Origin of the sequence: Streptomyces sp. NRRL F-5122 (assembly GCF_001507435.1) — a bacterium.
GTDB classification, from domain to species: domain Bacteria; phylum Actinomycetota; class Actinomycetes; order Streptomycetales; family Streptomycetaceae; genus Streptomyces; species Streptomyces lannensis.
In genome coordinates this window covers 371,742-393,183 of the sequence record NZ_LMWH01000001.1, presented here as the reverse complement: position 1 = coordinate 393,183, position 21,442 = coordinate 371,742, and the positions used below count along the sequence as shown (strand labels likewise).

The 21,442-nt window shown below is 72.1% G+C and carries 18 protein-coding genes; 9 read left to right on the top strand and 9 right to left on the bottom strand.

Annotated features, from left to right (window positions below; all coding sequences use genetic code 11):
• Positions 1-198: 198 nt before the first annotated feature.
• Positions 199-1,005, top strand: coding sequence for an SGNH/GDSL hydrolase family protein (locus tag ADL25_RS01805; RefSeq protein ID WP_059125769.1), 807 nt, complete (start codon positions 199-201; stop codon positions 1,003-1,005).
• Positions 1,006-1,008: 3 nt separating this feature from the next.
• Here the strand turns inward: ADL25_RS01805 and ADL25_RS01800 are convergent, their stop codons facing one another.
• The 4 genes from ADL25_RS01800 to ADL25_RS01785 all read right to left on the bottom strand — a co-directional run bounded on the left by ADL25_RS01800 (position 1,009) and on the right by ADL25_RS01785 (position 7,574).
• Positions 1,009-2,610 (bottom strand): serine/threonine-protein kinase, encoded by a 1,602-nt coding sequence (locus ADL25_RS01800; RefSeq protein WP_059125768.1) that lies wholly within the window; start codon positions 2,608-2,610, stop codon positions 1,009-1,011.
• Between the two features lie 63 nt (positions 2,611-2,673).
• On the bottom strand, positions 2,674-4,221 hold the full coding sequence (locus tag ADL25_RS01795; RefSeq protein WP_059125767.1) for a sulfite exporter TauE/SafE family protein: 1,548 nt from the start codon (positions 4,219-4,221) through the stop codon (positions 2,674-2,676).
• On the bottom strand, positions 4,218-5,900 hold the full coding sequence (locus ADL25_RS01790; protein WP_079050111.1) for a tetratricopeptide repeat protein: 1,683 nt from the start codon (positions 5,898-5,900) through the stop codon (positions 4,218-4,220). The genes ADL25_RS01795 and ADL25_RS01790 overlap by 4 nt, the downstream gene beginning before the upstream one ends.
• Positions 5,901-6,044: 144 nt before the next feature.
• A complete protein-coding gene (locus ADL25_RS01785; RefSeq protein ID WP_059125766.1) occupies positions 6,045-7,574 on the bottom strand; it encodes a DUF4331 domain-containing protein in 1,530 nt (509 codons plus the stop codon).
• 207 nt (positions 7,575-7,781) lie between these two features.
• On the opposite strand from ADL25_RS01785, the gene ADL25_RS01780 reads away from it, so the two are divergent.
• From ADL25_RS01780 to ADL25_RS01770, 3 genes are all read left to right on the top strand, one after another.
• Positions 7,782-8,324, top strand: coding sequence for a sigma-70 family RNA polymerase sigma factor (locus tag ADL25_RS01780; protein ID WP_059125765.1), 543 nt, complete (start codon positions 7,782-7,784; stop codon positions 8,322-8,324).
• A gap of 88 nt (positions 8,325-8,412) precedes the next feature.
• Entirely contained in the window at positions 8,413-9,234 is an 822-nt protein-coding gene (locus ADL25_RS01775) for an anti-sigma factor (RefSeq protein ID WP_059125764.1), read from the top strand.
• A 115-nt stretch (positions 9,235-9,349) separates the two neighbouring features.
• Positions 9,350-9,616 (top strand): hypothetical protein, encoded by a 267-nt coding sequence (locus ADL25_RS01770; protein ID WP_059125763.1) that lies wholly within the window; start codon positions 9,350-9,352, stop codon positions 9,614-9,616.
• A gap of 515 nt (positions 9,617-10,131) precedes the next feature.
• Here the strand turns inward: ADL25_RS01770 and ADL25_RS01765 are convergent.
• Together ADL25_RS01765 and ADL25_RS01760 are read right to left on the bottom strand one after the other, a co-directional pair.
• On the bottom strand, positions 10,132-10,914 hold the full coding sequence (locus ADL25_RS01765) for an ABC transporter permease (protein ID WP_059125762.1): 783 nt from the start codon (positions 10,912-10,914) through the stop codon (positions 10,132-10,134).
• Positions 10,911-11,879 (bottom strand): ATP-binding cassette domain-containing protein, encoded by a 969-nt coding sequence (locus ADL25_RS01760; protein WP_059125761.1) that lies wholly within the window; start codon positions 11,877-11,879, stop codon positions 10,911-10,913. The genes ADL25_RS01765 and ADL25_RS01760 overlap by 4 nt, the downstream gene beginning before the upstream one ends.
• A gap of 64 nt (positions 11,880-11,943) precedes the next feature.
• Between ADL25_RS01760 and ADL25_RS01755 the strand changes: the two genes are divergently transcribed.
• Complete coding sequence (locus ADL25_RS01755; RefSeq protein ID WP_059125760.1) at positions 11,944-12,657, top strand: TetR/AcrR family transcriptional regulator; 714 nt, start codon at positions 11,944-11,946, stop codon at positions 12,655-12,657.
• On the opposite strand, the gene ADL25_RS01750 is transcribed toward ADL25_RS01755, so the two are convergent.
• From ADL25_RS01750 to hmgA, 3 genes are read right to left on the bottom strand one after another with little or no spacing between them, the layout of a single operon-like run.
• Entirely contained in the window at positions 12,654-13,829 is a 1,176-nt protein-coding gene (locus ADL25_RS01750; protein ID WP_059125759.1) for a type ISP restriction/modification enzyme, read from the bottom strand. The genes ADL25_RS01755 and ADL25_RS01750 overlap by 4 nt on opposite strands.
• 12 nt (positions 13,830-13,841) lie before the next feature.
• Positions 13,842-14,591: a GntR family transcriptional regulator gene (locus ADL25_RS01745; protein WP_059125758.1), complete on the bottom strand. Its 750-nt coding sequence runs from the start codon at positions 14,589-14,591 to the stop codon at positions 13,842-13,844.
• Positions 14,592-14,617: 26 nt separating this feature from the next.
• Positions 14,618-15,934, bottom strand: coding sequence for a homogentisate 1,2-dioxygenase (gene hmgA, locus ADL25_RS01740; protein ID WP_059125757.1), 1,317 nt, complete (start codon positions 15,932-15,934; stop codon positions 14,618-14,620).
• Positions 15,935-16,138: 204 nt separating this feature from the next.
• On the opposite strand from hmgA, the gene ADL25_RS01735 reads away from it, so the two are divergent.
• The 4 genes from ADL25_RS01735 to ADL25_RS01720 all read left to right on the top strand — a co-directional run bounded on the left by ADL25_RS01735 (position 16,139) and on the right by ADL25_RS01720 (position 21,438).
• Positions 16,139-16,666, top strand: coding sequence for a hypothetical protein (locus ADL25_RS01735; protein WP_059125756.1), 528 nt, complete (start codon positions 16,139-16,141; stop codon positions 16,664-16,666).
• Between the two features lie 81 nt (positions 16,667-16,747).
• The gene (locus ADL25_RS01730; protein ID WP_059125755.1) at positions 16,748-17,368 is read left to right on the top strand and encodes a TetR/AcrR family transcriptional regulator; all 621 of its coding nucleotides are present in this window, start codon (positions 16,748-16,750) and stop codon (positions 17,366-17,368) included.
• A 162-nt stretch (positions 17,369-17,530) separates the two neighbouring features.
• The gene (locus ADL25_RS01725) at positions 17,531-19,771 is read left to right on the top strand and encodes a molybdopterin oxidoreductase family protein (RefSeq protein ID WP_059125754.1); all 2,241 of its coding nucleotides are present in this window, start codon (positions 17,531-17,533) and stop codon (positions 19,769-19,771) included.
• A 269-nt stretch (positions 19,772-20,040) separates the two neighbouring features.
• Positions 20,041-21,438 carry an aldehyde dehydrogenase family protein gene (locus tag ADL25_RS01720; protein ID WP_059125753.1) on the top strand — a complete coding sequence of 466 codons (1,398 nt, stop codon included), beginning with the start codon at positions 20,041-20,043 and terminating at the stop codon, positions 21,436-21,438.
• The last annotated feature ends 4 nt before the right edge of the window (positions 21,439-21,442 follow it).

Sequence of the window (21,442 nt, the reverse complement as noted above, 5' to 3'; positions counted from 1 at the left end):
TTGCGTGGTGATCCGTGAACCGCCGCCGGGACGGCCCGGTCCGACACCCCCTCGTGTGGCCGCCGGGCGCACGTGGTCGGACAGGTCGGTGAACGGTGCCGCGACGTCCTGCGCCGAAAGTCTTGGCATGGACACTTCCTGTCAACATGCGTGGCTGCTACCACAGTTGTGGCAGAGATCCTGCTAAAGGGAGGTTCCATGAGACGTTCCCGATGTGCGGCGTACGTGACGTCACTCCTCCTGGCCGTCGGCTTCACCCTCACCGGGGCGGCCGCGGCGCAGGCGTCAACTCAGGCGGCGGCCACCGGTTATGTGGCCCTCGGCGACTCCTACTCCTCGGGTGTCGGCGCCGGAAGCTACATCGGCTCCAGCGGCGACTGCGACCGCAGCACCAAGGCCTTCCCGTATCTGTGGCAGGCCGCCCACGCCCCCGCGTCGTTCAGCTTCATGGCGTGCTCGGGCGCCCGGACGACCGACGTGCTCAACAACCAGCTGGGCCCGTTGAGCGCGTCGACCGGCCTCGTCTCCCTCACCATCGGCGGCAACGACGCCGGCTTCGCCGACGTCATGACGACATGCGTGCTCCAGTCGGACAGCTCCTGTCTGTCACGGATCGCGACGGCCAAGGCGTACGTGGACTCGACGCTGCCCGGCCGGCTGGACAGCGTCTACTCGGCGATCAGTGCCAAGGCCCCGGCGGCCCATGTGGTCGTGCTGGGCTACCCCCGTTTCTACAAGCTCGGCACGACCTGCCTCGGACTGTCCGAGACCAAGCGGTCCGCGATAAACGACGCAGCGGACTACATCAACGCGGCCATCGCCAAGCGCGCCGCCGACCACGGCTTCACCTTCGGTGATGTGCGCACCACCTTCACCGGCCACGAGATCTGCTCCGGCTCCGCCTGGCTGCACAGCGTCAACTGGCTGAACATAGGCGAGTCCTACCACCCGACCGCGGCCGGTCAGTCCGGCGGCTATCTGCCGGCACTGAACGGCGCGGCCTGACGGTCACGAACTCGAGGGGGAGGCCCCGCCCGTCGGGGTCTCCGTCTCGCAGGTCACCGAGAACGGCACGGAGTCGGACGTGACCCGCACCGGATCGCGGACCTCCACACCGATCTCGTTCCGGACCGAACCCCCTTCTTCGTACGTGGTCACGACGACCTGGCGCTGCTGGGTCCGCCCCCCGTCCGCGGGGAACGACAGCGTCTTCCAGCCGGGGTCGGAGACGTGTCCCGTACTGGTCACCCAGCGATAGCTCACATCGACCGGCACCCGGCCCACGGTGAACGTGGCCGTGAACGTCGGGGCCTGTGCGTCCGGTGGCGGGCAGGCACCGGAGTAGTCGGTGTGCACGCCGGTGACCGTCACCCGGACCGACTGCGCGGGCGGTTCGGTCGTACGACCGCCGCCTTTGCCGTCCGAGGTGGATCCGCCACTCGGAGCGGGGCTCGAGTCCGTGTCGCTACCGGGCCCGCCTGCATCCGCACTGCCCGTGTCGTCGCTGTGTGAGGCCCCGCTGCCCGCGGCGTCGCCGCCCTGGCCGCCATCCCGGTGGACCAGGGCGTATGTCAGCCCCGCCACGGCCAGCACCAGGGCGGCCAGACCCGCGATCAGGACCACCACGGCACGGCGGTCACGGCCCGGCGGCTCGGCGGGACTCCCGTACCCGGACCGGGAGACGGTGGTGGGGACGGGGGCCGGCTGCGGGGGCGTGGGCGTCTCACCTGGGAACGCGGCGACCGTCGGTGCGTACGCCGGGACGGCGCCAATGCGCGGGGTGCCGCCCGCCCCGATGATCCGCAGATCCCGCTCGGCCTGTGCCGCCGGAATGCGCTCCGCCGGATCCTTGCGCAACAGCCCCTCGATCACCGGGGTCAGCGGACCCGCCCGCCGCGGTGGAGGCAGTTCCTCGTCGACGACCGCCCGCAGTGTGTTGAGCGGGGTGCTCTGCCGGAACGGTGAGTTGCCCTCGACCGCCGCGTACAGCAGTACGCCGAGCGACCACAGATCGGACTCGGGGCCCGGGGTGCGTCCGAGCGCTCGCTCGGGGGCGAGGAACTCGGGCGAGCCGATGACCTCGCCGGTCATGGTCAGTGCCGAGCTGCCCTCGACCATGGCGATGCCGAAGTCGGTGAGGACCACCCGGCCGTCGTTCGCCAGCAGCACGTTGCCGGGTTTGACGTCGCGGTGCAGGACTCCGGCCGCGTGCGCGGCACGCAGGGCGGCCAGGACCTCCGCGCCTATGTGCGCGGCACGCTGCGGGGGGATCGGCCCCTCGGCGTCCAGCAGGTCCGACAGGGCGATGCCGCGGATCAACTCCATGACGATCCAGGGGCGTCCGTCCTCGTGGGCCACGTCGTAGACCGTCACGACATTGCGGTCGGCCACCCGGGCCGCCGCCCAGGCCTCGCGTTCCAGCCGGGTGTACATGCGCTGGACCTCGGCCGCCGGAAGGCCGGCCGGGGCGCGCACCTCCTTCACGGCCACCTCGCGGTGCAGCACCTCGTCACGGGCGCGCCACACCGTCCCCATGCCGCCCTGGCCGAGGGGGGACAACAGACGGTAGCGACCCGCGATCACACGTTCACGGCCCGGATCTTCGGACACGGGCGTCCCCCATTCGCATCCGCGTGCTGTATCCACTCCGCGCTTTTTCTCCCCAAAAGTAGCTCAACCGAGTGCGGATGCCGCCCCCTTGAACACCAGTCCGGCCCCGAGGGCCACGACGACGAAGGCCGATCCCAGCGGTGCGGTCCTGCGCACCAGCGCAGCCGCCGGACCGGCGGTCCAGCGCGGACGGCGTTCCAGTACGCGTTTCATCCCGCTGCCCAGCCTGACCACGGCGACTCCGGCGGCGGTCAGCGTCAGGGCGAGGCCGATGCCGTACGCGACGACGAGCAGCAGCCCGAACCAGGCCTGGCCGAGCGCGGCCGCGCCTACCAGGACCACCACCGCCGAGGGGCTGGGCACCATCCCGCCGGCGAAACCGAGGAGGATCGTGCCGCGGAGGGTGGGCGCGGTGGGGTGGGTGTGCGTGACCCCGCCATGGGTGTGGGGGACGCCGGGGTCGTGGTGGTGACCGTGGTCGCCGTGTTGGTGTCCTTCACCGTGGCCGTGCGTACGGTGGGTGTGGCCGAGGTGTCCCGGCGCGGGTCCGGGCCGGTCCGTGCCGAGGTGGCCGTGCCGGCGGCTGAGCCACGCCCGGCGGACGAGCGACGCGCCCGCCAGGGTGACCAGGATCCCGCTGGCCAGGCCCAGCCAGGCGATCACCGACGGCGTCGCCGCGGAACCCGCCGTGACCAGCAGCCCCAGCGCGACGACGCCCAGGGTGTGGGTGATCGTCACCGAGGCCGCCAGGGGCAGTACGTCCTTGAGCCTCGCCCGGCTGCCGCGGGCCGCCGCCGTCGCGGCCATCAGGGTCTTGCCGTGGCCGGGCGCGAGCGCGTGCATGGCGCCGAGACCGATCGCGATGATGAGGGCGAGCGCGGCGAAGCCGACGGTGAGGTCGTGCCGGGCGACCAGGTCGTCCAGGGCCCGGGTCCAGCGGTCGGCACCGCGGGGAAGCACGGAGGCGGCCGGGGCGTCGCCCTGCTCGCCGGCCAGGGCGGGGCCACCGGGACGCACCCGCAGGGAGGCCGTGACCGTGTCGGCCGGTGAGGACAGCAACTCCACCGGATACGCGGTCAGTTCGTGGGAGACGGAGGACTTCGGCACGTTCGACGCGATGAGTGTCGTACGGTCCCCGCGCGCGGTGATCTCCCGCCAGCCGGGACCGGTGGATGCCCCCGCGCTCCGGAAGGCGATGCCGGCGGTGCCCGTCCTGGGCAGCGGTGCCGTCAGCCGGCACTCCACGCGCAGGGTGCTGAGACCGGCCTGACCCGGCCGTGACCGGGCGCTGCTGGTGCCGACGGTCAGCGTCACCGGGCGCCCGCCGACGGTGAGCCTGCTGCCTTCGGCGGCCGCTGCGCACCGCTTCCGGGCCCAGCCGGTCAGCCCCGTCCCGGCGATGTCGGACTCGGCCTGCGTGGCCGGTATCTCCGCCAGATCCTCGACATGGTCGACGCGCAGTTGTCCCGGGGCGGCGACCAGGCCGTCGTAGCGGTTGACGGTGAAGTTGCCGAGCGGGTGGGCGCTCGCCGGGCCGGAAGGGATCAGGACGAGGGCGCTGGCGGCCGTCAGGGCCGCCGCGCCGGAGGCGACGAGACGACGGAGGCTCACTTCACCGCCTCCAGTGCCTTGCGGGCCTCGTGCGCGCCCAGCGGTGAGAAACCCGCGTTGAGCTTCAGCGCCGCGGTGAGCGTGGCGCGGGCCCGGTCCGTGTGACCGGTGGCGCGCTCGATCATGCCGCGGTGGTAGAGGAAGGCTGCGTTGCGGTAGCCGGTGGCTGTGGCACGCCCCGCATAGGGGAGGGCCTCCGCGTCACGCCCGTTGACGTGCAGCGCCCAGGCGAGGGCGTCCGCCGTGTGCACGGTGTGGCGGCGCGCCCACTCGGCGCGTGCCGCCGTCAGCGCGGCCCCGCGGTCGCCGTGGTCGGCGGCGGCGAGAGCGGTGTCGAGGTCGGCGTCGACGCCGTTGGCGCGGGCCAGCGACACCCAGGCGTCGACCAGGGCGTACTGGTCGCGGGCCTTGTCCCGGTCGCCCGGCTTGCCACGGGCTTCGTACAACTCGCCGAGTTCCACGAGTGGTTGGGGAAGCGGATAGCGGTCGACGACCAGCTCCATACCGTGGATCGCGCCCTCGGTGTCACCTTGGGCGGACTGGGCACGGGCACGGCCCTCGAGTGCCGGGAGGTAGGTGTCGTCGGCGGCGAGGGCGCGGGCGTAGTGAGCGAGGGCACTCTTGTAGTCGCCCTGGTTCCAGGCCAGTTGTCCCAGCGTGGTGGCCACGTAGGCGATGTCGCCGCGGGAGGTGGCCGTGGCGAGGGCCTGCTCGAGGGCGCGGCGGGCTGCCCGGACGTCGCCCCGCAGTTCGTGGACGTAGGCGTAGCGGGTGAAGACGGGGATGCCGGGGCGCCGGGAGTCGGCGAGGTCCGCGGCCTGTGACGCGTCGGTGTAGCGGCCGAGTTCGACCAGCGCGTCGACCCGGGAGGACAGGGCGCGCTCGCTGTAGGGGTTCTGGGAGAGGGCCAGGTCCGCGTACCTGAGGGCGCCGGTGAAGTCGTGGCGGGCCGCGGCCAGGGCGGCACGGCCGGCGAGCGCGGCGTCGTTGCCGGGACGCAGCCTCAGCGACCGGTCCAGGGCGCGCTGCGCCTGCGGATAGCGGGACGGGTCGCCGTGGGTGCGGGCCTGCTCGACGTACGCGAGGCCCAGGGTGGCCCAACTGCCGTGATCCCGCGGCTGGACGCGCAGATGGGCCTGCAGGGCGCGGATGCCGGCGTCGAGATCACCACCGGCGAGCAGCTCGGGGGAGACCCCACCGGGGGAGGAGGCGACCGGAACCGGGCCGCCGCCGTCGCGTACGGCGCCGACGGCCACCGCGCCCGCGGTGAGGGCGACGGCCAGCGATGCGGCGCAGAGCCCCAGTTGTGCCGCCCGCCACCGCCGTCCCAGCGCCGAGAACCGCCGCACCGCGACGATCCGCTCGTCGGCGGCCCCGGCCGGTTCGCGGGCCTCGTCCCCGCCGTCCACGGTGCCGCCCGCCGGTCCGGGAGCCGATGCCGCCGACCCGGCGTCCTCCCCGGCCGCCGGTACCCTCATTGCCTTCTTCTCGTCGGACGTGTCCGCGTTCATGCCGTCCTTGACACGCCTTGCGACAACGCTCCCACCGTGCCTCCAGGAGTCCGGGGAGCCCGGCTTTGGCGTGGTCTGCGCCGCGCCGGTCGCCGTGCCCGCGGGCACGGCCTCCCGCCGGTCGCCGGGCCCGTTCTCCGGCGCGCTCTCTTTCGTACGCGGGGACATGCCCTTCTCCTCAATCTGCCGAGTGGAAACGGTCGCTGTCGGGGGTGGGCGACGCGGCCCGCGCCGTGGGGGATGGATGGGGTACGGGCCGCGCCGGTCGAGGGGGCGGAGCCGTCGGGACGGCCCCGCCGGGTGGGTGGGGCTTCAGTACGCCCGGTAGCGGGAGGCGCGCCGGCGCCACCAGAAGACCGCGGTGCCGATCAGCAGCACCCCGGCGACGCCCGCCGCAGCCGAACTCGCGATCAGCGTGGCGTCGGTGCCGCTCGCACCGGCCGGCTGGAGTCCGCCGCCCAGTTGGTTGCGCACGTCGGTGCCGCTCCCCTTGGCCAGCGGGCCGCGTGAACCCGAGGTGGGCTCGGCCAGATACGGGAACGAGTGGCCGAACTCCTTGTCATTGGCGTCGACCGCGTCACCCAGGTCGTTCTTGGATCCGACCAGTTCACCCTCGACGACCTGGAGCGCCTCGTCGATCACGTCGTCGGTGAGCCGGCGCCCGTTCGGGAATCCCGCGTTGTCGCCGTCGAGCACGCCGAGCCGTTTCGGGGCGGCGGCCGGCTTGATCGAGGTGTTGAGCCTCAGCTCCTCCGCCGGACGCACGTGCGGCGGCTGGTTGAGGCCCTTCACACCCTTGAGGAAGACGTCCACCAGGTCGGTGCGCGGCTCGGCCGGGGCCTTGATCTTGTAGATCCCCTCGATGAGCTCGGGGAGTTCCGGGTTGGTCACGTTCTTCAGGAACTGCCCGTCGTTCCACGGGGCGGACGCGTTGAACGTGTCCTTGTCCTTCTGCGGGTTGACGACCTCGTTGACGAGCGGGTTGCCGAGTCGTGACACCTGCGTCCAGTCGCCGTGCGCGTCCTTGCGCTGGACCGTCGACCAGATGCCGACGACCGGCTGCTGCGCCGAGGCACGGATGTAGTCGTTCGGCACCTGCAGCGCGAGGGAGTTGACGTTGTACCCCTTGAGGGTGTCGTTGCCGACCTCCGAGAGGTTGCCGCCGTACAGCAGGTCGAAGACGCGCAGATCGGCGAAGAACGGGTCGTCGGCCTGGCCGGCGAACGTGGTCGCGCCGCTCGCGAGCTTGTGGACGGCCTGGTCGCGCAGTGTGCCGTAGTCGGGCATCGACGCCTTGCCGACGTTCGACGGGGCCACCGGGACATCGTCCGCGATCTTCGTCCGGGAGACCGGTTTCTGGTTGTGCAGCTTGAGCAGGTCGATGTCGTAGGTCTGGGTGATGTTCAGATCCGGGTCGTCGAGAGCGGCGACGGGACCCGTGTTGTACAGGAAGGTGTTCTTGTTCTTCGTGTGTGTCCTGAAGGTGTAGCGGAAGAGCAGTTCGCCCTGTGCGTCACCGTTGTTGTCGACGTGGATGTCGTACTGGGCGTCGTCTGCGAACGTGTAGAAGTTGGGCCCGCCCGCCGGTTCCTCGAACGGGACGAAGTTCGCGATGACCGTCGTCGTGTCCGGCTTGTCGGGGCTCACGAACGCGTACAGGTCCGTGTTGTCGTACTGCGGCTGCCCCGAGATCAGCGGGGCCTCCCGGTGGGAGGAGGCGGAGGCCGCCCCCGGTTGCAGCGCGGTCGCGCCGGCGGCTGCGAGCCCCCCGGCGGCCAGCGCACCACAGATGAGGGTCGCGATACTCCTGCGCCCCGAGCCGCTCCTCGCGTTAGCTGTCATGCCGTCCGTCCTCAGTGCCAACTTGCCTGACGCATCGGGATTCGGAACTGCCGCCGAGGCGGATTGGTCGAAGGCGAAAAATGTTTTCGCCCCTGCTCGACCCGCGTTTCGGGCCCGCTGATCCGTATCCCATCCGAAGGCGTGAGCGCAGCGAATGCCACAGTGGAGCGAGTCGGCCGTGGACGCCGGCGGGGAGGGGGGTTACGGGTGGAGGCGGACGAACTTCTGGTGCTCGTGGCCAGGGGTGACCAGAAGGCCTTCGAGGATCTGTACGCACTGGTGTCGGGGCCGGTGTTCGGTCTGGTGCGCCGGGTGGTGCGGGACCCGGCGCAGTCGGAGGAGGTGGCCCAGGAGGTGCTGCTCGAACTGTGGCGTTCCGCGCCGCGGTTCGACCCCGGACGCGGCAGCGCCCTGTCGTGGATCCTCACTCTCGCGCACCGCCGTGCCGTCGACCGGGTGCGCAGCGCCCGCGCGGCCGGCGAACGCGAGCAGCGCGAGGCGCGGCGCGCCCACCACCCTGCCTTCGACCAGGTCGCCGAGGAGGTGGAGGCGGGTCTCGAGCGCGAGTGGGTGCGCCGCTGTCTGGACCGGCTCACCGCCCTGCAACGCCAGTCCGTCACGCTCGCCTACTACGACGGTTACACGTACCGTGAGGTGGCCGAGCGGCTCGCACTCCCGCTCGGCACGGTCAAGACGCGGATGCGCGACGGACTCACGCGGCTGCGCGAATGCCTGGGAGGAGTCGCATGAGCGTCCTGTACCGCCCGCCCGGGGATCGGCCCATCCGTGCGGTGCCGCCGTCGGACCGAGCGCTCCGCGGTGTCGGGGGAGGTGCCGCATGAGCGTCTTCTCCCGTCTGCGCCAGGGTGATCTGCACTCGCTCGCCGCCCCCTACGCGCTCGACGCCCTCGACCCCGACGAACGGCGGCGGTTCGAGCGGCACCTCGCCGGCTGCGACCGGTGCGCCGCGGAAGTGCGGGCACTGTCCCAGGACGCCGTCCGCCTCGCCTGGACCACGACCTCCGTCGCCCCGCCCGCACTGCGCGACCGCGTTCTCACCGCCGTGCGGAACACCCCTCAGGACCCGGCGCCCGGCCAGGACGCGGCGCGGTCGCGGGCTCCGCATCTGCCGCCGCACGTGTGGGGCACGGAACCGCCGCCCGCGCGCCCGCATGCGCCCCGGCTGCGCCCCTTGTTCGCCCCCCTGGCCACCGCCACGGCCGCGGCGGCCCTCGTCGTCGCGGCGCTCTTCGGTGTGCAGGCCGCACAGACGCAGGACAAGCTCGACGCCGAGCGGGCCCAGGCGCGTGAGATCGCCCACGTCCTCGCCGCCCCGGACGCCCGTGCGAGCAGTGACGCGGACACCAGGGGGCGGGGCATCGGAGTGATCGCCTCCGCATCCGAGGGGCGCGCGGTCGTGACTCTCAGCGGGCTCGACGCGTTGCCCGGTGGGCGTGTGCATCAACTCTGGCTGATGCGCCCCCATGCGCATCCGCGCTCCCTCGGGCTCTTCGACGGCGACACGCCCTTGGTCGCGAGCGGTCTCGACAGGACGGCGACGTCACTCGCCGTTACCGTCGAACCGGACGGGGGCTCACGGCAGCCCACCAGCCAGCCAGTTGTCCAACTCGCCCTGCAATCAGTCGGTTTCGGACAGTAGTCGTCAACCCCCTTGTAGGGAAGGTGAATCCTTTGCCCGCGATACACGAGTGCCGCCTGGGAGCGATAGGGTTAGTCTGCCCGGGCCGGGTGGACTCGTACGGGTGGGGAGTGACATGGAACAGATAACAGTGCGCAGGGCCAGGGTCCCTGCGATCACCTGCGGGAGCAGCGCGACCAGTTCGCGTCTCGACCGCCATCTCTCGGTGCTGGCGGGACCTGCCCTTCCGCAGCGTGAGACGGCCGAGGCCACCTCACTGATGCGCGAGCTGACCGCACACGACTCCACGCACGAGCGGAGTGCCAGGGGGAAGCGAGTGAGCAAGGTCTCCCTGTTCGCGCCGTTGCGCCGACTGCGTCGTTCGCTGTTCGGCGGGCGCTGAACTCCGGCGTTCTTCACGGCGCCCGCGAAGCGGGCGCCCGGCAAGGGCCCGCGCTCAGGCCGTCGCACCGTCCCGGCGCCGCACCGCGACATCGTCGTCCGTCATCCCCACGGCACGCGGCAGCGCCCCCGGTGTGCTCCCCGAGCGCGGGCACACTCCCCATCCGTGCCTCGTTCCCGCCCGGCAGCGTGATCGACGGCAGCGCGTCCTGAGCGTTCGACCGGCCTCCCCACCGTCCACCGCTCACCGGCCGTCGGCCCGCCACCGCCCGCGCCATCTTTGAGACGTTCCCACGCGGTCCCGTGCTCCCCGGAGTCCGCCTGGGCGGCCTCACACACGGCGGGCGTGTCCGGCCCGCGCCGAGCAGTGCGTGCACGCCCCCGCATCGGGGCGATGAGGGCGTGCGCCCTCCGGGTGCGCGCCGGGCGGTGCCGCCGTGCATCACCGGCGGCGGCGATCACGCTCGGGAGGCGCACACCTCGTCGGCGGCCGGTCATCGCTGTCCGCCCGGCCTTTCACCGCTCCCCGTGGGCACAGTGGCGTACGGCCAGGGGGGCGAACACCGCGATCAGCACCGCGCACCAGGCCAGTGACCCGGCCACAGGGTGGGCCACCGGCCAGGCGGCGCCACGGGGGAGGGGTGCGTTGCCGAAGAGGACCCTCAGGGCGGTGGTCACCGCGCTGATGGGGTTCCACTCGGCGACCGTGCGCAACCAGCCGGCCAGGTTGTCGGTCGGAATGTACGCGTTGGACAACAGAGGCAGCACGAAGGTGGCGGCACCGAGCTGACCCGCGGCGTCCTCGCTGCGGGTCAGCAGCCCGAGGAAGATTCCGATCCAGGTGCACGCGAGCCGGAACAGGAGCAGCAGGCCCACGGCGCCCAGGACCTCCGGCACCGATCCCTGGACCCGCCAGCCCACCGCGAGTCCGACCAGCAGCAGCGGCACGGTCCCGACGGCCGTGACGACAAGATCCGCCGCGGCCTGCCCGACCGGAACCGCCGTCCGGCTCACCGGCATCGTGCGGAAGCGGTCCATGACACCCCGATGGGAGTCCTGGGCCGCCTGGAACATCCCGGTCATGATCCCGCCCGCGGCGGTCGCCACCAACAGTCCCGGCACCAGGAAGGAGCGGTACTCCCGGCCGGGCATCGCGAGCGCGCTGCCGAAGACGTAGCCGAAGAACAGCAGCATGTTGATGGGCATGAGCTGCGTCAGGATCGCCAGTCCCGGGTTGTTGCGGACCCGGCGCAGCTGGCGGCCCACCATCGCCGTACCGTCGTACACCAACGCGGTCATGACACGAGCTCCTTGGTGTCGGGAGAGATGCCGGGGTACTGCCCGGTCAGCCGGAGGAAGACATCGTCGAGAGTCGGCGGTCTCAGGGTCGCGTCGAGCAACGGCACGCCGGCCGCGTCGAGTTCGCGCACCAGGCGGGGAAGGGTGAGGGTCGGGTCCGTGGTGAGCGCGCCGACGCTGTGCCGCCCGTGATCGAACGCCGGCTCGGACCCGGTGAGCCGGTCGAGGACACCGGCGGCCCGCACCATGGCGTCCGCCTGCGCGACCACGACTTCCGCGTAGGAACCGATGAGCGACTTGAACTGGGCTGGTGAACCGGTGTGGGCGACCCGGCCCCGGTCCACCAGGGCGATCTCGTCGGCGAGTTGGTCGGCCTCCTCCAGGTACTGGGTGGTCAGCAGCACCGTCGTCCCCTGCTGCCTGAGGTCGTGCACGGCGTCCCGGACGAGGCTGCGACCGGCCGGGTCCAGTCCGGTGGTCGGCTCGTCCAGGAACAGCACGTCCGGACGGCGGATCAGACCGGCCGCCAGGTCGAGGCGGCGCCGCATACCGCCGGAGTAGGTGGATGCGGTCCGGTCGGCGGCCTCGGCGAGGCCGAACCGGTCCAGCAGGTCGTCCACCCGCGCGGCCGCGGACTTGATCCGGTACAGCCGAGCGAACAGCCGCAGGTTCTGCCGTCCGGTGAGGTCCTCGTCGACCGACGCGTACTGCCCCGTGACGGCGATCCTGCGGCGCACCGCGGCCGACTCCCGTACGAGGTCGTGCCCGGCGATGCGCGCCGACCCCGCATCCGGTCGCAGCAGCGTGGTCAGCAGCCGCAGCGCCGTGGTCTTGCCCGCCCCGTTGGGTCCGAGCAGACCGCAGACAGTGCCCTCCGCGACGGCCAGATCCAGTCCGCGCACCGCGTGGACGTCCCCGAACCGCCTCTCCAGACCTTCACTAAGTACAGCGTACGTAGTAATCATGGGGTGACCATAGCGCATTACGTACGGTGTACGTAACTACGATGGTGGAGCGAGGTGATGATCGATGGCTGGCCGAGCGGCCGTACCCGAAGTGATCTGGGCCCGTCCCGAACGGGCGGGCAGGGGGCCGAAGCCGGCCTACAGCCGGGCCGACATCGCGGATGCCGCGGTGCGGATCGCCGACGCCGAAGGGCTCGACGCGGTCTCGATGCGACGGGTGGCGGCCGAGCTCGGCTGCGGCACCATGTCGCTGTACAACTACGTCCCCCGCAAGGAAGACCTGTACGAGCTGATGGTGGACGCCGTCAGCGGCGAGCACGAACTGTGGGAGCCGTCGGGCGACTGGCGGGCCGACATGGTGCGGGCGGCCCACGGGACGCGGGGCCTCATGCGCCGACACCCCTGGCTGCCCCGCCTGATGTCGAGCATCTACGGCTTCAGCCCCAACGCGCTGCGGTACCTCGAGCACTGTCTGGCCTGTCTCGACCCGCTGGAGGCGTCCTACGGCACCAAGATGGAACTGGTCGCGATGCTCAACAGCGTGGTGACCATGTATGTGGCGAACGAACTCGCCGCCGCCGAACGCGCCCGCTCCCTGCCCTGGTCGGAGGCGGAGGAGAACGCGGTGCGCATCGCCTATCTCGGCGGGCGGATCGCCACGGGCGCGTATCCGCGGATGGCGGCGGCCTTCGCGGAGGACGCCGGGCCGATCGATCTGGAGGCGGTCTTCGAAAGGGCGTTGGAGCGGGTGCTCGACGGCTTCGATCCCCAGGCCTAGAGCAGCACGAACTGGCCCTCGGGTCCCTCTTCGTGGTGGTCGAGCACCGACGCGGGCCGCCGCGCCCCAGCCGGCACCGGCAGCACCCCGGCCTTGCGCAGCGCGGTGGCCGTGAGAGGCGCGGCCACCTCCGACGCGGCCTGCCGCGGTCGCAGTTCCGCGAGGAGGGTGAGGATCGTGACGAGTTCCAGCAGTTCGGACGTCCAGGCCTGCGGCCAGGTGGCGGGGCGGATCGCCTCCAGCGTGCCCGGCCTGGCCTCTGCGGTCCGGGCCGTGAACCACTGTTCGAGGACACGGTCCCCGCCCACCTCGAAGTCCCACGCCTCCGGCGGTACCGGAGAGATGCGTCCGTCGTCGAGGTGCAGGCTCTCCTCGTCGCGGTCGTAGTGCAGGGTCAGGGGGCGAGCGGGCAGGGGGGCGCGGACATAGGGTCGGCGGCCGCCGGGGAGCCTCGGGCGCTCGCCGTCGCGGCGCATCAGCCACAGGGCGCGGTGGCCCAGCTCGAGGCCGCGGGACCAGAGTTCGGGGTCCTCGGTGAGGGGGACGGCCGGCCCGTCGTGCCCGGGACGTACCGCCGCCATGATCCAGGCGAGGACGTCCACCGGGGTCGGGGACAGGCCCAGACGGGCGCCGAGATGCTCCAGCAGGCCGGGAGCCAGGTTGGGTTCGGCGCCGCCGGGGCGTCGGTACAGCGGTCGGACGCGGCCGGCCCGGAGCACGGGCGGCAGTGCGGTCGCGAGCAGGAGCGGGCCGGGGGAGTCGGACGCGGCCGCCGTCTCCACGGCGAAGATCTGGTGCTCGTCCGCGACCCGCCACAGCTCCGGGCGGGCCACGTCGATCAGCCGGTGGTCGGGGATGAGCCATTGCTCGTCGAACGGCGCAAGCAGTACCCGGACCGGCTCCGGGCAGGGGCCCGAGGCGCGCACCAGCTTCTCGGTGCCGCCGGCCCGGCCCGGCAGCTGGCCGACCGCCGAGTGCAGCGTGCGCGAGCGCGTCGGCTCGAACAGCGCCTCCCGGTCGGGTCCTTCGGCCTTCACAAAGGCCTCCCACCGTGCCTTCAGCGAGGCCGCGTCGGGTGCCGACGGCCAGGCGCGGCCCGGCCGCAGGGGTGCGACGGACCACGGCATGAGGTCCGCGAGCAGCGGAGCGTCGTCGTGCGTCACGCTGGGCATCGTACGACGTGGTCAGGTGGCCTCGAGGGTGACTGTGAAGGAGAACCGGTCCCCGCGGTAGTGGATCACCGCCACGTCGAGCGGCCGTCCGGCGGCGTCGAATGTGATGCCCGTGTAGTGCAGGATGGGGCTGAGCAGGGGGACTTCGAGCAGCCGGGCCGTCTCCGGATCGGCGAGCCGGGCCTCCACGGTGTCCGTGATGCGGCTGATGTCCGCACCCACCACGTCCCGCAGCACCTTGGTCATGGGCCACCGCACCAGGTCCTCGCGGTCGATGCGCTCGGCCAGTTCGGGGCGGACGTAGTTGCGGGCGTGGTTGGTCGGCTCGCCGGTCTTCTCGTCACTGCGCAGCCGGTGGTACGTCGCCACCTCGCTGAGATCCGGGAAGTGGTCGGCGATCTCCGCGGGCACGGGGGTCCTGCCGTGGTCCAGCAGTTCGGTCGTCATCCCGGACTGCTGGGCCACGATCGCGTCCACCGAACCCAGCAGCCGCACCGGCGCACCCCTTCTCGCGCTGGGTTCGATGAACGTGCCCCGCCGGCGGTGGCGTGTGATCAGCCCCTCGTCCTCCAGCTCCTTCAGCGCCTGCCGCATGGTCAGCACGCTCACCCCGTAGTGCCCCGCCAACTGCTCCTCTGTGGGCAGGCGCAACGGGTCCCGGGGCGAACGGCCGAGTATCGAGGCGCGCAGCGACTGCGACACCTGATACCACAGCGGGAGCTTGCGGTTCAGGACGATCGAATCCGGAGCGAAGGAGGTCACGGGCTATCCGTACCGGTCGTGGGCGCTCAGTGCAACGGGCGGAAGTGACGTTCGAGGGCCTGCCAGACCTCGTCGTACCCGCGTTGCAGGTGGTCGGCGCGTGTCGCGTGCGCTGTGAGGGTCACCGGCCAGCGGGTCTCGAACATGAACGCCAGCCCGTCGTCGATCTTCCGGGGCGCGAGCTCGGCGGCACTCGCCCTGTCGAACGTGTCCCGGTCCGGACCGTGCGCCGACATCATGTTGTGCAGCGAGCCCCCGCCGGGCACAAAACCCTCCGCCTTGGCATCGTAGGCGCCCTCGACGAGACCCATGTACTCGCTCATCACGTTCCGGTGGAAGTAGGGGGGCCGGAAGGTGTCCTCGCCCACCAGCCAGCGCGGCGCGAAGACCACGAAGTCGACGCCGGCCAGACCCGGTGTGTCACTCGGCGAGGTCAGCACGGTGAAGATCGACGGGTCCGGGTGGTCATAGCTGATGGTGCCGATCACATTGAATCGGCGCAGGTCGTAGACATACGGCACATGGTTCCCGTGCCAGGCGACGACGTCCAGCGGCGAGTGGTCGTACATCGCCGACCACAGGTTGCCGCAGAACTTGTTGACGACCTCGACCGGGCCCTGGACATCCTCGTAGGCGGCGACCGGCGCCCGGAAGTCCCGGGCGTTGGCAAGGCCGTTGGCGCCGATCGGCCCGAGATCGGGGAGGCGGAAGGGTGCCCCGTAGTTCTCGCAGACGTAACCGCGGGCGGAGTCGTCGAGCAGTTCCACGCGGAAGCGGACACCACGCGGAATCAGCGCCACCTCGGCGGGTTCCACATGCAGCAGCCCGAACTCCGTGCGCAGCAGCAGCCCGCCGCGCTCCGGCACGATCAGCAGCTCGCCGTCGGCGTCGCTGAAGACGCGGTGCATGGAGGCGTTGGCGTGGTACACGTGCACGGCCATGCCGGTGCGCTGAGTGGCGTCACCGTTGCCGCCGAGCGTCCACAGGCCGGCGAGGAAGTCCGTCCCGGGAGCGGGCTCGGGCAGCGGGTTCCAGCGCAGCCGATTGGGGTCGGGCACCGTCTCCGTGAAGGGCGCCGAACGGACCAGTCCGTTGTCCGCACGGCTGAACGCCGGATGGGCGGCCGACGGGCGGATGCGGTACAGCCACGAGCGCCGGTTGAGCGCCCTCGGCTCGGTGAACGCCGTGCCGCTGAGCTGCTCCGCGTACAGCCCGAGCGGTGCACGCTGTGGCGAGTTGCGGCCTTCGGGCAACGCGCCCGGGACCGCCTCCGAGCTGTGCTCGTTGCCGAAACCGGAGAGATACGACAGCCCCTCCGCGGTTTTCCTCGCGTCCCCGCTCATCACCGCTCCCTCGTCGCTGATTCCTATGTGTCACCGTAGGATTCAGGGGTCGGTCGCGCAAGGGGAACGCCGCGGTACGCAAAGGGATGCGGACCCTCGCGGCGCCGGACCGCTGGACCGGCGGACCGCGGGGCGGTCGCCGGGGTGGAAGAACCAGCCTTGAGGGGGATTCCACCGCCGGACGCGTGCAATACGCTCCCGGCCATGTCGTGGACGCGCGGACTGCTCGCAGCGCTCGCGGTGGGTGCCCTGCTCGGCGGCTCGGCCGGCTGTGGATCGGGCGTCGCGCACGAGCGGGGGAACGGGGTGACCATCTCGCCGGTGGGCAAGGTGCTGGACGACACGGACGAGGAGGGGCGGCACTACCGTGAGGTCGGCGCGAAGAGCGCGCCCCAGGTGGGGATCCAGGTCCGGCCCGACCCGGGTGACGACTGGGACGTACGGCTGACCGTCCGCAACTTCCGCTTCTCGCCGGGCGGTACGCGTCCGGTGGCCGTGGCCGGCCGCGGTGTGGTCCGGCTCTACCTGGACGGGCACCCTCTCACCCGGCTGAGGGCCGCCGACTACCACCTCTCCGCCCGGCTCGTGCCGCGCGGCACCCACCAGGTGACCGCGCGGCTGTACGCGGACGACCAGACCGTGTGGGCGGTGCACGGCAAGCCCGTGGAGAGCACGGCGGACATCACCGCCTCCGGGTCCGGGACGACAACGGCGGGCCCCCGGGAGGAGTGACGGCGGGGGATCGATGAGTGCTGGACCCACCGATTTCCGTAAGGACGGGCGAGGTTCACCGGCCCCTGGCGGAGAGGCATTATGAAGCCCGTGCCCCGAGCGACATCGCTGCGCCGCGCGCCCGTCCAACGCCGCAGCGCCGAACGACTGACCAGAATCCTCGACGCCTGCGCCGAACTCCTCGACGAGGTGGGCTACGACGATCTGAGCACCCGGGCCGTGGCGCTGCGCGCCGGTGTGCCCATCGGCTCCGTCTACCGCTTCTTCGGCAACAAGCGGGCGATGGCCGACGCCCTCGCGGAACGCAATCTCGAGCGCTACACCGAGCGCGTCACCGGCCGCCTCGCGGGCGCCGGGGGCGAAGGGGACTGGCGCTCGGCGATGGACGCGGTGCTCGACGAGTACCTGGACATGAAGCGGACGGCCCCGGGGTTCTCGCTCGTCGACTTCGGCAACCAGATCCCGGTCGGTTCGCGGTACGCCGAGCCCAACCACCGTGTGGCCGACCGGCTGGCGGACCTGCTCTCGGCGTACCTCGGCCGTGAACCGGACGAGGACCTCCGGCGCACGGTCCTGATAGCCGTGGAAACCGCCGACACCCTGGTCCATCTCGCCTTCCGGGTGGACCCGGAGGGCGACGAGAAGATCATCGAGGAGACACGGCGGTTGCTGCGGGCCTATCTCGGCAGGGTGCTCGACTAGGGCCTGTCGTGCAGACCCTCGGCGGTCCACGGGAGCGGGTCGGCCGCCGGGTCCTCGCGAAGGCGCCGACCTGTGCCCGGTCCGCCTCTCCCGTCCATCCATACCGGTCGGTATGCTCGGCCCCGTTCGTGCGCCACCGCCGCCACCCCTCCGGGAGGAACCGTGTCCCGCACCGCCCTGCGCATCTGTCCCCTCTGCGAGGCCACCTGCGGACTGACGCTCACCGTCGAGGACGACCGTGTCACCGGTGCCCGGGGTGACCGCGACGATGTGTTCAGCCGGGGGTTCATCTGCCCGAAGGGCGCCTCCTTCGGAGCCGCGGACTCCGATCCGGACCGGCTGCGCACCCCCATGGTGCGGCGCGGCGGGGAGTTGCGCGAGGCGACCTGGGACGAGGCCTTCGACGCCGTGGCCGCGGGGCTGCGGCCGGTCGTCGAGCGGTACGGGCCGCACGCCGTCGGTGTGGTCCTCGGCAACCCGAACGTGCACACCGTGGCAGGCGCCCTCTACCCGACCGTCCTGCTCGCCGGTCTGCGCACCCGCAGCCTCTTCACCGCCTCCACGCTGGACCAGATGCCCAAGCACGTGTCCAGCGGACTGCTCTACGGGGACGCGAACGCCGTCCCCGTGCCCGATCTCGACCGCACGGACCACCTGCTGCTGATCGGCGCCAACCCCCTGGAATCCAACGGGAGTCTGTGCACCGCCCCCGATTTCCCCGGCAAGCTGAAGGCGCTCAGGGCGCGAGGCGGCACGCTCACCGTGATCGACCCCCGCCGCACCCGGACCGCGCGGCTCGCCGACCGGCACGTCGCCGCCCGCCCCGGCACCGACGCGCTGCTCCTCGCCGCGATGACCCACGTCCTCTTCGAGGAGGACCTCGTCGACCTGGGGCACCTCGCCCCGTATGTGCAGGGTGTCGACGACGTCGCCGCCGCCGTAAGGGACTTCACGCCCGAGGCCGCCGCCGGGGCGTGCGACGTCGGGGCGGACACCATCCGTACGCTCGCCCGCGAACTGGCCGCCGCGCCCACCGCCGCCGTCTACGGACGCATCGGCAGCTGCACCGTTCCGCACGGGACCCTGGCCAGCTGGCTGGTCGACGTGCTCAACGTCCTCACCGGCAATCTCGACCGTCCCGGCGGCGCGCTCTTCCCGCTGTCGGCCACCGACAGGACGCCCCGGCCCGCCGGACCCGGCCGCGGGTTCGCGCTCGGGCGCTGGAACTCGAGGGTGAGCCGACACCCGGAGGCCAAGGGGGAGTTGCCGATCTCCGCACTCGCGGAGGAGATCGACACCGCCACCGACGACGGCAGCCCCATCCGCGCCGTCATCGCCGTCGCCGCCAACCCGGTGCTCTCCGCGCCGGACGGCGACCGCCTCGACAAGGCGCTCGGCTCACTCGACTTCATGGTCGTGGTCGACCCGTACCTCAACGAGACCTCGCGCCACGCGCATGTGCTCCTGCCGCCGCCCCCGCCCTCCCGGGCCCCGCACTTCGACTTCGCGTTCAACACCCTCGCCGTGCGCAACCAGGTCCGCTACACGCGCGCCGCCGTCCCCCTGGAACCGGATCGCATGGCGGAGACCGAGATCCTCGCGAGGCTGGTGCTGGCCGCCACCGGAATGCACGGCGCCGACCCGGAAGCCGTCGACGCCATGGTCGTCGACCAGACCCTCGGCAAAGCGGTCACCGAGGCCCACTCGCCGGTCCACGGCCGCGACCCGCGCGAGCTCGCGGGTCTGCTCACCGGTGACAACGGGCCCGAGCGCCGGCTCGACATGATGCTGCGCCTCGGCCCCTACGGCGACGGATTCGGCGCCCGGACCGACGGGCTCAGCCTGGAGAGGCTGCTCGCCCACCCGCACGGCATCGATCTCGGACCGCTCCGATCGCGTCTGCCGCAGCCGTTGAAGACGGCGAGCGGCAAGGTCGAACTGCTGCCGCGGCCGATAGCGGACGACCTTCCGCGCCTGAAACGGGCGCTGGGGGAGCGCGCCGACGGGCTGGTGCTCGTGGGGCGGCGGCATCTGCGGTCCAACAACAGCTGGCTGCACAACGTGCCCGCGCTCACCGGCGGGTCCAACCGGTGCACCCTGCACATCCACCCCTCGGACGCCGAGCGGCTCGGGCTCGTCGACGGGGCCCGGGTGCGGGTGAAGGGTGCGGGTGGCGCGGTCGTCGCGCCCGTCGAGTTCACCGAGGGCATCCGGCCCGGGGTGGTCAGCCTGCCGCACGGCTGGGGCCACGACCGGCCCGGCACCCGGATGAGCCACGCCTCCCTCGACCCGGGCGTCAACGTCAACCAGCTCCTCGACGGCAGCCTGCTCGACCCGCTGTCGGGCAACGCGGTGCTCAACGGCGTTCCCGTGGAGCTCGCGCCGCTCGACACACCGAGCTGACCCGGGTGGTCACGCGGCGGCCGGCACCTCGCGCGTTCCGGCCGCCCCGTACTCCGCCCGGCACGAAGCCGTTACGGGACGGGCCCGACGGGCGGTCCGTGTCCCGGGGCGGCCTCGGACCGGTGGCGCCACGTCCGGCAACTGCTGGCCCGGGCGTGAGATCGTCGCCCCTGGGCTCCGTGCCCATGTGTCAGGAGGCCTCTGGCGCACCAAAACTAACGGCGCTAGTTTGGGGCCGGACGAGGCTGCGCGGCCCGGGAGGAAAGACGATGAAGGCACATGACGGCATGTACATCGACGGCGCCTGGCGTCCCGCCGCCGGACCGGACGTCATCGAGGTGGTGAACCCGCTCGACGAGCAGGTCGTCGGCCAGGTGCCGGCCGGGACCGCCGATGACGTCGACGCCGCCGTGCGTGCCGCCCGCGCCGCCTTCCCGTCCTGGGCGTCGACCTCGCCGGCCGAGCGCGCCGCCCGGCTCCGCGCCCTCCGCGACGTCCTCGTGGCCCGCAAGGACGAGATCGCCGAGACCGTCACCGCCGAGCTCGGCGCACCGCTGCCGTTCTCGCAGAGCGTCCATGTGGGCATGCCGATCCTGGTCGCCGGCTCGTACGCCGAACTCGCCGCGACGCACGCCTTCGAGGAGCGGGTCGGCAACTCCGTCGTCCACCAGGAGCCGATCGGGGTCGTGGGTGCCATCACGCCCTGGAACTACCCCCTCCACCAGATCGTCGCCAAGGTCGCCCCCGCCCTGGCCGCGGGCTGCACGGTGGTCCTCAAGCCCGCCGAGGACACCCCGCTGACCGCCCAGATCTTCGCCGAGGCCGTCCATGAGTCGGGCGTGCCGGCCGGGGTGTTCAACCTCGTCACCGGTCGGGGCCGGGTCGCGGGCCAGGCGCTCGCCGCGCACGAGGGCGTCGACCTCGTCTCCTTCACCGGCTCCACCGCGGTCGGCAGGCAGATCGGCGCGACGGCGGGGGCGGCGGTCAAGAAGGTCGCGCTGGAACTGGGCGGCAAGTCCGCGAACGTCATCCTGCCGAGCGCGGACCTCGCCAGGGCCGTGAACGTCGGCGTGGCCAACGTCATGTCCAACTCCGGGCAGACGTGCAGCGCCTGGACGAGGATGCTGGTGCACCGGGAGCAGTACGAGGAGGCGCTGGAACTCGCCGCCGCGGCGGCGGCGAAGTACGGCGACCGCATCGGTCCGGTGGTGAACGCCAGGCAGCAGGAACGGGTGCGGAGTTACATCCACAAGGGCATCGAGGAGGGCGCGCGCCTGATCGCGGGCGGCCCCGAATCCCCGTGCGAGCGCGGCTACTTCGTCCGCCCCACGGTCTTCGCCGACGTCGCTCCCGAGATGACGATCGCCCAGGAGGAGATCTTCGGTCCTGTGCTCTGCGTCCTGCGCTACGAGGACGAGGAGGACGCCCTGCGCATCGCCAACGGCACCGTGTACGGACTCGCCGGTGCCGTCTGGGCGGGCGACGACGCCGAGGCCGCCGCGTTCGCCCGGCGGCTGGAGACCGGTCAGGTCGACATCAACGGCGGACGCTTCAACCCCCTTGCCCCCTTCGGCGGTTACAAGCAGTCCGGGGTGGGCCGCGAACTGGGCGCGCACGGGCTCGCCGAATACCTCCAGACCAAGTCCCTCCAGTTCCAGGAGCGCTGAGCCA